Below are 13,759 nucleotides of genomic sequence, written 5' to 3' on the forward strand. Positions count from 1 at the left end.
GAATCATTATCACTCTTGGAGGGCCGGGTTTCGGCCTTTGTGCTTACCGGCGCAGGGCCTACTCGCGCCGTGGCGGGATGTCGAAAACCAGGCAGGTGGTGGTGGCATGCGCGTAGAGCGTGCCGTCGGCGCCGACCAGCCGCGCCTCGGCGGTGGCGAGCTGGCGCCCGCAGTGGATCACCTTGCCCTCGGCGCGCACGCGCGGGACCTTGGGCGTCAGCGCCTTCACGAGGTTCACGCCGAGCTCGGCCGTGGTGTAGGCGCGGCCGGCCGGCATCATGGTGTGGACCGCGCAGCCCAGCGCCGAGTCGAGCAGGGTGGCGAACCAGCCGCCATGGATGGTGCCCAGCGGATTCAGGTGCCGCGGGAGCGGCGTGCCCTGGAACACCGCCCGGCCGGGGGCTACCGAGATGAGCGAGAAATCCAGCGTCTTCGCGATGGCGGCGTAGGGGATTTCGGCGCGCAGCATGGCTTCCATCATCTCCAGGCCGGTCTTGCCTGCGAGCTGTTCGGGCCGCGCCAGGCCGGGGCCAGGGCCCGCATTCAGCCGCTCCGCAATCGTTTCTTCCTCGGCGATCCAGGCCGCCAGTTGCTCCGTCGCGTTCATTCGAATTCCTTTAAAGGTTGCATATGCAATTATTGTAGCTACAATGGATGGCATGGATGCTATCGCAAAGCCGCAAGGCTGTACCAATTTCCGGCTGCGGCGCCTCCTGCGCCAGGTCGCCCGCCACTACGACACCGAGGTCACGAAGAGCGGCCTCAAGACCACGCAGTACTCGCTGCTGTCGCATGTCTTGCACCTCGGGCCGCTGCGCCCGAGCGATCTCGCGCATGCGATGAACATCGACGCGTCGACGCTGACGCGCAATCTCAAGCCGCTGGCCGCGGCGGGCTGGCTGACGCAGGGCGACGGGCCCGATGCACGCAGCCGGCTGATCGCGATCACCGAGGCCGGCCGCAAGAAGCGCAGCGAAGCGCAGCGCCACTGGCGCACGGCACAGGAAAAACTCAACGCCCTGCTCGGCATCGAGCGGGTCATCGCGCTGCACGCGCTGATCGACGAGAGCATCGCGCTGCTGCAACCCGCGGGCGCTGCCGAAGAGGGAGATGTGGATGAATGACAAGACGACCGCCGCGCCCGCCACGCCTGTGGCGCGCTACGCCCTGTGGCTGGTGCTGCTGGCCGCCGCCGGCACCTTCGCGCTCACCATGGGCGTGCGTCAGACGATGGGGCTCTTCCTCTCCTCGCTCAACACGTCCACCGGCCTGGGCATCGGCAGCATCAGCCTGGCCTTCGCCTTCGGCCAGCTCTGGTGGGGCCTCACGCAGCCCTTCGCGGGCGCGGTGGCCGACCGGATCGGCACCGGCCGCGTGATCTTCATCGGCGTGCTGCTGGTGGCGCTGGGCACCATCATCACGCCGCTGATGACGACGACGGCCGGCCTGATCTTCGCGATCGGCGTGCTGGCCGCCGGCGGCGCCGGCATGGCCGGGCCTTCGGTGCTGATGGCCGCCGTCACGCGCATGGTGCCGCCGGCCAAGCGCGGCCTGGCCACCGGCGTGGTGAATGCCGGCGGTTCCTTCGGCCAGTTCGCGATGGCGCCGATCGCGATCGCGCTGATGGCCGGCGTCGGCTGGGCCAGTGCGATGCAATGGCTCGGCGTGCTGATCCTGCTGGCCTTGCCCGCGGTCTTCGTGCTGAAGGGCAATTCCAATCTGCTCGCGGCCCAGTCGGCAGCAGCGAGCGGCACGAAACCGCTCACGGCACGGCAGGCGATCGGCCAGGCGCTCGCCACGCCGAGCTACCGCTACCTGAGCCTGGGCTTTCTGGTCTGCGGCTTCCACGTCGCCTTCCTGGCCACCCACCTGCCGGGCGTGGTGGCGGCATGCGGCCTGCCGCCGGAGATCGGAGGCTGGGCGTTGGGCGTCATCGGCCTCTTCAACATCGTCGGCAGCCTGGCGATGGGCTGGGCTGTCGGGCGCTGGCGCATGAAGTCGCTGCTGGCGCTGCTCTATGCGACGCGCGGCATCGCGGTGCTGATCTTCCTGCTAGCGCCCAAAACGCCGGCCGTGATGATGGTGTTCGCGGCGGTGATGGGCATCACCTTCCTCTCGACCGTGCCGCCGACCGCGGGCCTGGTCGCCAAGATGTTCGGCCCGGCCAACATGGCGATGCTGTTCGGCGTCGTGATGCTGGCGCACCAGGTCGGCGGCTTCCTGGGCGCCTTCCTCGGCGGCTACGTGTTCCAGGTGACGGGCAGCTACGACATCGTCTGGTACATCGACATCGCGTTGGCTGCCGGCGCAGCGCTGATCAACCTGCCAATCCGCGAGCCTCGGCCGGCGCTGATGGCGAAGGCGGCAGCATGAGCAGTGTCGACCCGCGCACGCGCCTTCTGCTCGAGGCGCCGATCATCCCCACGCTGCTGCGCCTGGCCGCGCCCAACGTCCTGGTGATGGTCGCGCAGGCCGCTGTCGGCCTGATCGAGACCTACTTCGTCGGCAAGCTCGGCACCGATGCGCTGGCCGGCATGGCGCTGGTGTTCCCGATCGTGATGCTGATGCAGATGACCTCGGCCGGCGCGATGGGCGGCGGCATTGCCTCGGCGATTGCACGCGCGCTCGGTGCGCGGCGCCGCGACGATGCCGATTCGCTGGTGCTGCATGCGATCCTGATCGCGCTCGGCTTCGGCCTCGTGTTCACGCTGGCGCTCCTCTTCGGCGGGCGCTGGCTCTATGCGCTGATGGGCGGCACCGGCGCTTCGCTCGACGCGGCCTTGACCTATTCGAACTGGGTGTTCGCCGGCGCGGTGCTGGTGTGGCTCTTCAATTCGCTGGCGGCGGTGATCCGCGGCACAGGCAACATGTCGGTGCCGGCCAACGTGACGGTCGCCGGCGTGGTGGTGCTGGTGCCGCTGTCGCCCTTGCTGATCTTCGGCTGGGGTCCGATTCCCGGCATGGGCATCGCCGGCGGCGCGATCGCGCTCTTGCTCTACTACCTGGCCGGCACGCTCGCGCTGTGGGCCTACCTGCGCGGGAGCCGCAGCCTGCTCAAGCCCTCATGGGCGAAGGCGCGCTTCCAGTGGCCGCTGTTCGCCGACATCCTGCGCGTCGGCCTCGTGGGCGCGGTCTCGACCGTGGCCACCAACCTGTCGATCGGCATCGCGACCGCGCTGGCAGGGCAGTTCGGCCCCGGTGCGATCGCCGGCTACGGCACCGCCTCGCGGCTCGAATACCTGCTGGTCCCGCTGGTGTTCGGCCTCGGCGCGCCGCTGGTCGCGATGGTCGGCACCGCCATCGGCGCGGGGCAGCGCGAACGCGCCCTGCGCGCCACCTGGGCGGGCGCGGCGATGGCCTTCGTGCTCACCGAGACCATCGGCCTCGCGGCCGCGCTGTTCCCGAGGCCCTGGCTGATGCTCTTCGGCAGCGATCCGGCGATGCTCGAAGCGGGCTCGCAGTACCTGCGTGCGGTCGGGCCCTTCTACGGCTTCTTCGGCGTCGGGCTGGTGCTGTACTTCGCTTCGCAGGGCGCGGGCCGCCTTCTGTGGCCGGTGCTCGGCAACATCGCGCGGCTGGCGGTGGCCGGGATCGGCGGCTGGCTCGCGTTGCGCTGGGGCGGCCAGCTGAGTCACGTATTCGTCGCGCAGGGCGCCGCGCTGGTGGTGTACGGCATCGTCATCGCATCGTCGATCGCCGGCGGCGCCTGGTTCGGCCGTGTCGGCTGGCCGCGCACCACGGCCGGGCTGCTGCGGCGCGTTCAGCAGACCTGAATCCTCCACCCATTGCCGAAAGCTTTCCATGAAGATCAAGGACTCCGTCGTTTTCATCACCGGCGCCAATCGCGGCCTCGGGCTCGCCTACGCACGTGCAGCGCTCGCGGCCGGCGCGAAGAAGGTCTACGCGGCCGCGCGCGACCCGAAATCCATCACGCTCGAAGGCGTGCACGCCGTCGCGCTCGACGTGACCAAGCCCGAACAGGTCGAAGCGGCCGCTCGCGCCTACGGCGACGTGACCCTGCTCGTCAACAACGCCGGCATCTCGCGCGGCTCGGGCCTGCTGTCGCCGGAAGCCATGGACACCGCGCGGGCCGAGTTCGAGACCAACTTCTTCGGCCCCTGGGCCTTGAGCCGTGCCTTCGCGCCGGTGCTGGCGAAGAACGGCGGCGGCGCCATCGTCAACGTGCTGTCGGCGCTGAGCTGGATCAGCCTGCCGGGCGCGGCCACCTACAGCACCTCGAAGTCGGCCACATGGTCGCTCAGCAACGGCCTGCGCAACGAATTGCGCGAGCAGGGCACGCAGGTCGTCAGCGTGCACGTGGCGTTCATGGATACGGACATGGCGAGCCATGTGCCGGGCGACAAGACATCGCCCGACGATGTGGCGAAGCAGACTTTCGCCGCCGTCGAGGCCGGCCTGCCCGAAGTGCTGGCCGACGCGGTGACGCGCCAGGTCAAGCAGGGCTTGGTGGCGGACCCGCCTGCCTACGCGGCCGCGCGCTGAAGCGGGCGTTCGGGACGCGGCGCGGGCAGCAGCCGGCGAAGCGCCTCGAAGAACAGGTCGGACTGCTCGCGCTCGCCCTGGATCTGCGCCGCCACGTGCGCGGCCAGCGCCGCGTCGACCGGCACCAGCGGCCGGCCGGTGGATTGCGCGATCACCTGGTGCAAGCAGGCGCGCTCGAGGTAGTAGAGGTCGTCGTAGGCATGGGCGATGTGCGCGCCGGCCACGATCACCCCGTGGTTGGCGAGGAAGGCTACGTCCTTGCCGGCCATCGCATGGGCGATGCGTTCGCCCTCGCGGTCGTCGAGCGCCAGCCCGTTGTACTGCGCATCGATGGCGATGCGGTTCATGAAGCGCATCGCGTTCTGGCTCAGCGTCGGGTCGAGCGCGCGATCGGCGGTGAGCGTCAGGGCGGTCGCATAGGGCATGTGGCAATGCAGGACCACCGCGTGGCCGGTAATGCGATGCACCGCGCCGTGGATGAAGAGGGCGGTGGGCTCGACGCGATGGCGGCCGGCCAGCACCTCGCCGTGCATGTCGATCAGCACGATGTCATCGGGGCCGATCTCGCTCCAGTGCAGGCCGCGCGGGTTGATCAGGTAGCGGTCCTGCGCACCGGGCAGCGCGACGCTGAAATGGTTGCACACGCCCTCGGAGAGGCCATGGTGCGAGGCGGCGCGCAGCGCCAGCGCGAGGTTGTCGCGCAGGATGCGGACGGCGGGGCTGGCGTAGTCGGATTCTGCAGACATGGCGATCCTCAGGTGCGCCGGCTGCCGTTGAAGGCAGCGACGAAATCCAGCGCGGCCTCGCGTACGGCGGCGGCGCTCTTGCCGGGCTTGTAGAGCGCCGAGCCGATGCCGAAACCGGCCGCGCCGGCTTCGCGCCAGGCAGCCATGTTGCCGGGCGTGATGCCACCCACGGGCATCAGCGGCGTGCCCTTGGGCAGCACCGCGAGCAAGGCCTTCACCACCGCGGGCGAGGCCAGTTCGGCGGGGAAGAGTTTGAGCCCGCTGGCGCCTGCCGCGAGCGCGCCGAAGGCCTCTGTCGGCGTCATCACGCCGGGCAGGCTCACGAGCCCGAGGCGCGCCGCTTCGGCCAGCACCTCGGCATTGAAGTTGGGCGCCACGATCAGCTCGCCGCCGGCCGCATGCACCTCGCGCACCTGCTGCGCATCGAGCACCGTGCCGGCGCCGACCAGCGCATCCGGAAATCGCCGGCGCAGGAGTGCGATGCTTTCGAGCGGCTGCGGCGAATTGAGCGGCACTTCGAGCAGCCGGAAGCCGGCTTCGACGATCGCATCGCCGACCTCCGGCGCCTCGGCCGGCGTCAGACCGCGCAGGATCGCCACCAGCGGCAACTGCTGCATGGCGGCGGAGAATTTGTCCAGAGGCGAAGTCATGGCCTTGTTCTGTTTGCGTTGAGGAATGCCGACAGCGCGTGCAGGCCGGCCCAGGTAGCCTCGGCGCCCAGCGTCCGCGCGGTATTGCCCGAGGCCTGCAGCGCCAGCAGGTAGCGCTGCGTCAGCGCCGGCGTGCCGATCAGCACCAGGTCGCCGGCGGCGTGGATCGATTGGGTGCGCAGCTCCTCGCCGATCAGAAGCCCCGACAGGTAGCTCGAGAGATCGCCGGCCGACATGCGCTCGAACAGCGCCAGCGTGCGCGCGCCGAAGGCGTTGTGCAGCAGGCCCTGGCCGTTGTCGGCCTGCGTCACGCCTTCGAGAAAGGCGACTTCGTCCAGCGGCGCCTCTGCATCGAGCGTGCGTGCCAGGATCGAGTGCCGGCTCAGGAGCGCATAGAACTCGCCGGTCATGAAGGTGCGGAAGCCCGTCACGCGGCCCCGCTTCACCGTGGCCCACTTGTTGTGCGTGCCGGGCAGCACGAAAACGCCGTCGGCAAGGCCCGTCAGCGCCATGGCGCCGAAGATCTGCACTTCTTCGCCGCGCATCACATCGGGCACGCCGTCGTGCAGGTCGCTGAGGCCGGGCACGATCGCGATGCGGCCGGGCTCGATCTCGACGATCGCGTTGCCCACTTCGACCCGGCCTGAGGGGCAGGCGCAGTAGGGCGCCTCGACCCAGCCCTGCTTGCTGCCGGCCATGCCCGAGATCAGGCAGAAGCTGCCGGTCGGGCGCATCCAGTCGCCGAACAATTCTTCGAACACGGCCGGGAAGCCACCCGGCGGGACCGTGAGGATGCCGCGCGGATGCTCGCGCTCCTCGAGCACGTGGCCCTTGCCGTCGAGCCGCGCGCCGCGTAATGAGCTGGTACCCCAATCAACGGCGATTAAGTGCATTCAGTGATTGTCTCTTGGAACGAAAGAGCCTCGCTTGCCGCGCAGGAATCCGAGGTCGGCGCCCTGGTCGGCCTGCAGCACGTTGTCGACGTAGAGCTTCCAGTAGCCGGAGTCCAAGGGCGGCTTCGGGGCAGTCCATTTCTCGCGCCGGCGCGCCAGCTCCTCGTCACTCACGTGCAGATGCAGCCTGCGATTCGGCACGTCGAGCTCCGACGATGTCGCCGTCCTGCACCAGCGCCAGCGGCCCGCCGGCCGCGGCCTCGGGCGCCATGTGCAGCACCACCGTGCCGTAGGCGGTGCCGCTCATGCGCGCATCGCTGATGCGGACCATGTCGGTGATGCCCTTCCGGAGTACCTTGGGCGGCAGCGGCATGTTGCCGGACTCGGCCATGCCGGGGTAGCCCTTGGGGCCGCAGTTCTTGAGCACCATGATGCAGTGCTCGTCGATGTCGAGCGACTCGTCGTCGATGCGCTTGTGCAGGTCGTCGGCGCTTTCGAACACCACCGCGCGGCCCTTGTGCACCAGCAGCTCGGGCGTGGCCGCGCTCGGCTTGATGATCGCGCCGTTGGGCGCGAGGTTGCCTCGCAGCACGCAGATGCCGGCCTTGTCCTTGAAGGGCTTGGCGAGCGGCTGGATCACCTGCGGGTTGTAGTTCTCGGCGTCCTTGATGTTGTCCCAGACGCTCCGGCCGCTGGCGGTGATGAGTCCCAAGTTCAGGTGCTGCGCGATCTCCTTCATCACCACCGGCAGGCCGCCCGCGTAGCAGAAGTCCTCCATCAGGTACTGGCCCGAGGGCTGCAGGTTGACCAGGCAGGGCAGGTCGGAGGCCAGGCCGTCGAAGTCGTCGAGCGTAAGTTCGACGCCGATGCGCCCCGCGATCGCGAGCAGGTGGATCACGAGGTTGGTGGAGCCGCCGATCGCGGCATTGACCTTGATCGCGTTCTCGATCGCCTGGCGGGTGAGAATCTTCGACATCACGAGGTCCTCGTGCACCATCTCGACGATGCGTCGGCCCGCCGCGCGCGCGAGCACGTTGCGCCGCCCGTCGACCGCCGGATAGGCCGCATTGCCGGGCAGGCCGATGCCGAGCGATTCGACCATGCTGGCCATGGTGCTGGCGGTGCCCATGGTCATGCAATGGCCGTGGCTGCGGTGCATGCAGCTCTCGGCCTCGAAGAAGTCCTGCAGCTTCAGCGTGCTGGCGCGCACCTGCTCGCTCATCTGCCAGACGCCGGTGCCGGAGCCGAGCTCCTGCCCGCGCCACTTGCCCGAGAGCATCGGGCCGCCCGAGACGCCGATGGTTGGCAGGTCGACGCTGGATGCGCCCATCATGAGCGCCGGCGTGGTCTTGTCGCAGCCCATGAGCAGCACCACGCCATCCAGCGGGTTGGCGCGGATGCTCTCTTCGACGTCCATGCTCGCGAGGTTGCGATAGAGCATGGCGGTCGGCCGCATCAGCGTCTCGCCCAGCGACATCACCGGGAACTCGAGCGGGAAGCCGCCGGCCTCGTAGACGCCGATCTTCACCTGCTCGGCGAGCGTGCGGAAGTGCGAGTTGCAGGGAGTGAGCTCGCTGAAGGTGTTGCAGATGCCGATCACCGGCCGGCCGTCGAACTGGTCGTGCGGAACGCCCTTGCCCTTGAGCCAGCTGCGGTAGATGAAGCCATCGCGGTCGTGGCGGCCGAACCATTGCTGGCTGCGCAGTTCGTGCGCGGGTTTCCGGGGTGGGGCGCTCATCTGTCTTGTCTCCGCGGTGGGCCAATCTGCGGCCCCGGCGAATCAGGGTTTGTCCTGCCGGACCGGTATTTCAATCATCATATGATAAGCGCCGACATTGGATCGAGGTCTAGGGAAATCTCGGTCCTCGCAGGAGACAAGACATGCCCCATTCATTGAACGCAACGCGCAAGCAACCGATGCAAATGACGCATCGAAGCATGAGCCGCCGGGCCGCTCCCAAGGCGAATACCGCAGCGCGCAGCGCGGAGGTTGCTCAATGAGCGCCACCCGCCCCGAGGTGCTGGTCGTCGCGCCGTTGATGCCCTTCCTGATGGACGCGCTGCACCGCGAGTACACGGTGCACGATCGGACGCACGTCAACGACCCCGAGGCCTTCTCGGCCGCTGCCCCGCGCATCCGCGCAGTCGTTGCGAACGGCGAAGCCAAGGTGCCGCGCGAGCTGATGGCCCGCCTGCCGGCGCTGGAAGTGATCTCCGTATTCGGTGTCGGCTACGACGGCGTCGACGTGGCCGCAGCGCACGAGCGCGGCGTGCCGGTCACCAACACGCCGCAGGTGCTGAACGACGACGTGGCCGATCTGGCGATCGGCCTCTTGCTCTCGATCGCGCGGCGCATTCCCCAGGCCGACCGCTTCGTGCGCGAAGGCGAGTGGCCGAAGGGCCCGTTCCCGCTGAACCGCAAGGTCACGGGCGCCCGCCTGGGCGTGGTCGGCATGGGCCGCATCGGACAGGCCATTGCGCACCGGGCGCGGGGCTTCGACATGCAGATCGCGTACACCGCGCGTTCGCCGCGCTCAGAGGTCGACTACGCCTACCACCCGGATGCGGTCTCGCTCGCTGCTGCCGTCGACTTCCTGGTCGTCATCACGCCGGGCGGCGCGGCGACGCGCGGCCTGATCGATGCGCGCGTGCTCGAGGCGCTCGGACCGCAGGGCTACCTGGTCAATGTGGCACGCGGCAGCGTGGTCGACGAAGCGGCGCTGATCGCCGCGCTCTCGAAGGGCGTCATTGCCGGTGCCGCGCTCGACGTCTACGCCAACGAGCCGCAGGTGCCGGCCGAATTGCGCGCCATGCCGAACGTGGTGCTCACGCCGCACATGGCCAGCGGCACGAAGCAGACGCGCGAGGCCATGGCGCAACTGACTTTCGACAACCTGCGCGCGCATTTCGCAGGGGCGCCCTTGCTGACGCCGGTGGATGCCTGAAGGCGCGACGCGGCACCATGACCAAGAACACCCACGGCCGCACGCTCGAGCTGCTCGGCGAGGCGATCGTGTCGCGCCGCTATGCCATCGGCGCGCCGATGCCCGCGGAGCCGCTCTTGTGCGAGGAGTTCGGCGTCAGCCGCACGGTGGTGCGCGAAGCGGTGAAATCGCTGGTCGCCAAGGGCCTGATCGTCACGGGGCCGAAGGTCGGCACGCGCGTGCTGCCGGAGGACCGGTGGAACTGGTTCGATCCCGATGTGATCACCTGGCAGGCTCGCGCCGGCCTCACGCCCGAGTTCCTGCGCGACCTGCTGGACCTGCGGCGCGTGGTCGAGCCGGCAGCCGTTCGGCTAGCGGCCGAACGCGCCACCCCGGCCGACATCGAGGAGATCGAAGAGGCCTACGCCGGCATGAAGCAGGCAGTGGAATACGGCGGCGACTACGTCACCAGCGACCTGCGCTTTCACCACGGACTGCTGGTCGCTGCCGGCAACCGCATGTTGGCCCAGATGAGCAAGGCGCTGAACGCGCTGCTGCGCACCAGCTTCGAGCTCTCGACCGCCAAGAAGGACGGACCGACCTTGTCGCTGCCTCTGCATCGGGCGGTGCTAGATGCGGTCATCGCCCACAACCCGGCGCGCGCCGAGCGCGCGATCATCAAGCTCATCGACGGTGCGCGCGAGGACATCGAAGAGGTGGTCGGCTCGCGCCGCCGCCTGCCGCGCCTCGGTCGGTCACCGCCGCGGCTCAAGGCCGCTTGAGGCGCGCCCGCATCCCTTTCCCAGCAACGCTCATGGATCGAGCACCCATCGTCAAAAAAAGGAGACACAGCATGAAATTCAAGGCACTCATGATTCCCGCGCTGGTCGCGCTGGGGCTCGCTGCCGCCGGCCAGGCCGCGGCGCAGGAGAAGCTCACCGTCTGGTGGGGCAAGGGCTTCTACAAGGCGGAGGACGACGCGCTGTACGCAGCCATCAAGAAATTCGAGGCCAAGAACCCGAAGATCAAGGTCGAGCTGTCGCTCTATGCGCCGCAGGAAATGGTTCCGAAGTCGGTGGCTGCGCTCGACGCCGGCAATCCGCCCGACGTGGCCTATGGCGACGTCTACGACTTCCAGGTCACGGCCAAGTGGGCCTACGACGGCAAGCTCGAAGACGTGACCAGCATCCTCGACCCGATGCGCGCCAAGTTCGAGCCTGCGGCGCTGGCCACCACCTTCCTCTACAACGACACCACCAAGAGCCGCGCCTACTACGCCTACCCGATCAAGCAGCAGACCATGCACATCCAGTACTGGAAGGACATGCTGGCCGAGGCGGGCTTCAAGGAGAGCGACATCCCGACCGACTGGAAAAGCTACTGGAGCTTCTGGTGCGACAAGGTGCAACCAGCCCATCGTCAAAAGTCCGGTACCCGCAGCTTCGGCATCGGCCAGCCGCTGGGCGTGGACTCGAGCGACTCGTTCTTCTCGTTCCTGACTTTCATGGACGCCTACAACGTCAAGCTGGTCAACGACGCGGGCAAGCTGCTGGTCGATGATCCGGCGGTTCGCCAGGGCCTGATCAACGCGCTGACCGATTACACACAGGTGTATTCGAAGGGTTGCGCGCCGCCGTCTGCTACCAACTGGAAGGATCCGGACAACAACGTCGCCTTTGCCAACAAGACGACCGTCCTGACGCATAACGCGACGATCTCGATCGCCGCCACGCAACTCGACGCCTCGAACAACCAATCGCTTACGCAAGCGCAGCGCGACGCCGCCAAGTTGAACTACACCGAGAAGATCGCGACAGCAGGCTTCCCGAACAAGCCCGACGGCTCCAAGATGGTGTACCGCGCGGCCGTGAAGACCGGCGTGATCTTCAAGGACGCCAAGAACAAGGATGCCGCGAAGAAGTTCGTCGCCTTCCTGCTCGACGACGCCAATCTCACGCCCTACGTCGAAGGCTCGCTCGGGCGCTGGTTCCCGGTGACCAAGGCGGCGCAGCAAAGTGCTTTCTGGAAGCAGGACCCGCACCGTACGGCCGTCTACAACCAGTTCATGGCCGGCACCTCGCCATTCGAATTCACCAAGAACTACAAGTTCACGGTGCTCAACAACGAGAACGTGTGGGCCAAGGCGGCGAACCGGATCCTCAACGAGAAGGTGCCGGTGGACAAGGCCGTGGACGAGATGATCGCGCGCATCAAGGCGGTTGCGGGCTGACCCTCTGAATCGGTCCGGCCGCGGCTCGGCGCCGCGGCCGTCCGCCTGTCCATCATCTTCTCCGCTTGAACGACATCGGGGTGAACTGAACCATGACTCAAGCTGTTAGCACATTGCCGCACGTCGCGGCGCCGGCGTCCCGTAGCCTGACCCGCTGGGAATTCTGGGGGCGCCTGTTCGTCGTTCCCTACCTGCTCGTGTTCGCGGTGTTCGTGTTGTACCCGGTGGGCTACGGCCTCTGGCTGGCCCGGCACCCGTCCAGCTACACGAAGCTGTTCGACGATCCGATCTTCTTCCGCAGCGCCATCAACACCATCGTGTTCCTGGTGGTGGCGATCAATCTCAAGATGATCGCCGCGCTGGTGCTGTCGGGCTTCTTCATCAAGACGCGCTGGTGGATCAAGGCGCTCTCGGTGCTCTTCATCCTGCCCTGGGCGGTGCCCTCGATTCCGACCATCCTGTCGGTGCGCTTCATGCTCAATCCGGAGTGGGGCGTCATCAACTCGGTGATCTTCCGCCTCACGGGGCTCGACGGACCGAACTGGCTCAATGACCCGACGCTGGCGCTGTCTCTGTCGATGCTGATGCATATCTGGAAGTCGCTGCCGTTCTGGACGCTGATCCTGGTGGCCGGGCGCCTGTCGATTCCGGCCGAACAGTACGAAGCCGCTTCGGTCGACGGCGCCAGCAACTGGCAGAAGTTCCGCTTCATCACCTGGCCGGCGATGCGCACGCTCTACATCACGTCGACCATCCTGTCGGCGATCTGGACGCTGGGCGATTTCAACAGCGTCTACCTGCTCACGGGCGGCGGGCCGGCCGACCTGACGCACGTGCTGGCCACCCTGGGCATCCGCTACCTGCGGCTGGACCAGATGGATGTGGCGATGTCCTCGATCGTGGTGGCGCTGCCGCTGGTACTGCCGCTGGTGTATTTCATGATGAAGAGGCTGTCCAAATGAAGCGATGGACCCTGCGCTCCGTCACCGCCGAAGCCAAGCTGTTGCTGATCGGCATCCCGGTGTTCCTGTGGACCATCATCCCGGTCTACCACATGTTCCTGTTTGCGATATCAGAGCGCGAATCGGCTACCTCGGGCCGGCTATGGCCCAAGAACCCGACGCTGCAGAACTTCGAGACCGTGTTCCAGCAGAAGCATTTCTACCTGTCGCACTTCTGGCAGCAGCTCGGCAACTCGCTTGTCATTGCGATCGCGGTCGGGCTGATCACCTTGATGGTGGCCACCACCGCCGCCTTCGCCATCAGCCGGCTGCGGGTGCGGGGCGGGCGCACGGTGCTCAACATGGCCCTGTTCACCTACTTCATCCCTGCTGCATTCCTGGCGGTGCCGATGTACAAGACGATGGCCAACTACGGGCTGCTCAACAACCAGTGGTCGCTGATCTTTGCGATGGTCACCATCGCTTCGCCCTACTGCATCTGGGTGCTCAAGCAGGCCTCGGACAAGCTGCCCTACGAACTCGACGAGGCCGCGCGCATGGACGGCGCCACGCCGGTGCAGCTGTTTCGTCTGGTGTATCTGCCGCTGATGGTGCCCTCGATGGTGGCAGTGGGCACCTATGCACTGCTGCTGGCCTGGAACGAATACCTCTATGCCTTCCTGCTGCTGTCCAACGAAACCGACATCACGCTCGGGGTGGCGCTGGGCAACTTCCTGGCGGCCGACGATTCGCCATGGGAATTGCTGATGGCCACCGGTTTCATCTATGCGCTGCCGCCGGCGGCGATCTACTACGCGTTCAAGCGCTACATGGTCGGCGGCCTGACGGCCGGCGCCGTCAAGAGCTAAGGG

13 protein-coding genes and 1 pseudogene are annotated in these 13,759 nt (G+C 67.5%); 9 read left to right on the forward strand and 5 right to left on the reverse strand.

Translation table 11 applies throughout. The features are described 5' to 3' along the window. Positions 1 to 58: 58 nt before the first annotated feature. A complete protein-coding gene (locus tag ACSQ86_RS09245; protein WP_436303424.1) occupies positions 59 to 607 on the reverse strand; it encodes a PaaI family thioesterase in 549 nt (182 codons plus the stop codon). 52 nt (positions 608 to 659) lie between these two features. On the opposite strand from ACSQ86_RS09245, the gene ACSQ86_RS09250 reads away from it, so the two are divergent. From ACSQ86_RS09250 to ACSQ86_RS09265, 4 genes are read left to right on the forward strand one after another with little or no spacing between them, the layout of a single operon-like run. Further along, positions 660 to 1,124: a MarR family winged helix-turn-helix transcriptional regulator gene (locus ACSQ86_RS09250; protein ID WP_436308784.1), complete on the forward strand. Its 465-nt coding sequence runs from the start codon at positions 660 to 662 to the stop codon at positions 1,122 to 1,124. Next, a complete protein-coding gene (locus tag ACSQ86_RS09255) occupies positions 1,117 to 2,373 on the forward strand; it encodes an MFS transporter (protein WP_436308785.1) in 1,257 nt (418 codons plus the stop codon). Before ACSQ86_RS09250 ends, ACSQ86_RS09255 begins: the two co-directional genes overlap by 8 nt. Further along, entirely contained in the window at positions 2,370 to 3,773 is a 1,404-nt protein-coding gene (locus ACSQ86_RS09260; protein WP_436308786.1) for an MATE family efflux transporter, read from the forward strand. The genes ACSQ86_RS09255 and ACSQ86_RS09260 overlap by 4 nt, the downstream gene beginning before the upstream one ends. A gap of 28 nt (positions 3,774 to 3,801) precedes the next feature. Next, positions 3,802 to 4,503 (forward strand): SDR family oxidoreductase, encoded by a 702-nt coding sequence (locus ACSQ86_RS09265; protein WP_436308787.1) that lies wholly within the window; start codon positions 3,802 to 3,804, stop codon positions 4,501 to 4,503. Here ACSQ86_RS09265 and ACSQ86_RS09270 read toward each other — a convergent pair. The 4 genes and pseudogenes from ACSQ86_RS09270 to ACSQ86_RS09285 all read right to left on the reverse strand — a co-directional run bounded on the left by ACSQ86_RS09270 (position 4,485) and on the right by ACSQ86_RS09285 (position 8,530). Further along, a complete protein-coding gene (locus ACSQ86_RS09270; RefSeq protein ID WP_436303430.1) occupies positions 4,485 to 5,249 on the reverse strand; it encodes an aldolase in 765 nt (254 codons plus the stop codon). The two genes, ACSQ86_RS09265 and ACSQ86_RS09270, sit on opposite strands and share 19 nt — an antisense overlap. An 8-nt stretch (positions 5,250 to 5,257) precedes the next feature. Beyond that, positions 5,258 to 5,899, reverse strand: coding sequence for a 2-dehydro-3-deoxy-6-phosphogalactonate aldolase (locus ACSQ86_RS09275; protein ID WP_093102211.1), 642 nt, complete (start codon positions 5,897 to 5,899; stop codon positions 5,258 to 5,260). After that, positions 5,896 to 6,792, reverse strand: a complete 897-nt coding sequence (locus ACSQ86_RS09280) for a 2-dehydro-3-deoxygalactonokinase (RefSeq protein ID WP_093102212.1) — start codon at positions 6,790 to 6,792, stop codon at positions 5,896 to 5,898. Before ACSQ86_RS09280 ends, ACSQ86_RS09275 begins: the two co-directional genes overlap by 4 nt. Then, positions 6,793 to 8,530 (reverse strand): annotated as a pseudogene (locus ACSQ86_RS09285) (IlvD/Edd family dehydratase). 259 nt (positions 8,531 to 8,789) lie between these two features. On the opposite strand from ACSQ86_RS09285, the gene ACSQ86_RS09290 reads away from it, so the two are divergent. From ACSQ86_RS09290 to ACSQ86_RS09310, 5 genes are all read left to right on the forward strand, one after another. Next, positions 8,790 to 9,737: a 2-hydroxyacid dehydrogenase gene (locus ACSQ86_RS09290; protein WP_436303432.1), complete on the forward strand. Its 948-nt coding sequence runs from the start codon at positions 8,790 to 8,792 to the stop codon at positions 9,735 to 9,737. Positions 9,738 to 9,754: 17 nt separating this feature from the next. Continuing rightward, positions 9,755 to 10,498, forward strand: a complete 744-nt coding sequence (locus tag ACSQ86_RS09295; protein ID WP_436303433.1) for a FadR/GntR family transcriptional regulator — start codon at positions 9,755 to 9,757, stop codon at positions 10,496 to 10,498. A 71-nt stretch (positions 10,499 to 10,569) separates the two neighbouring features. Next, positions 10,570 to 11,946 carry an ABC transporter substrate-binding protein gene (locus tag ACSQ86_RS09300; RefSeq protein ID WP_436303434.1) on the forward strand — a complete coding sequence of 459 codons (1,377 nt, stop codon included), beginning with the start codon at positions 10,570 to 10,572 and terminating at the stop codon, positions 11,944 to 11,946. Positions 11,947 to 12,038: 92 nt separating this feature from the next. Then, positions 12,039 to 12,908: a carbohydrate ABC transporter permease gene (locus ACSQ86_RS09305; RefSeq protein WP_436290709.1), complete on the forward strand. Its 870-nt coding sequence runs from the start codon at positions 12,039 to 12,041 to the stop codon at positions 12,906 to 12,908. Then, complete coding sequence (locus tag ACSQ86_RS09310; protein WP_093102220.1) at positions 12,905 to 13,756, forward strand: carbohydrate ABC transporter permease; 852 nt, start codon at positions 12,905 to 12,907, stop codon at positions 13,754 to 13,756. Before ACSQ86_RS09305 ends, ACSQ86_RS09310 begins: the two co-directional genes overlap by 4 nt. Positions 13,757 to 13,759: the final 3 nt, after the last annotated feature.

Source organism: Variovorax sp. LjRoot130, assembly GCF_964253755.1.
Classification (GTDB): domain Bacteria; phylum Pseudomonadota; class Gammaproteobacteria; order Burkholderiales; family Burkholderiaceae_C; genus Variovorax.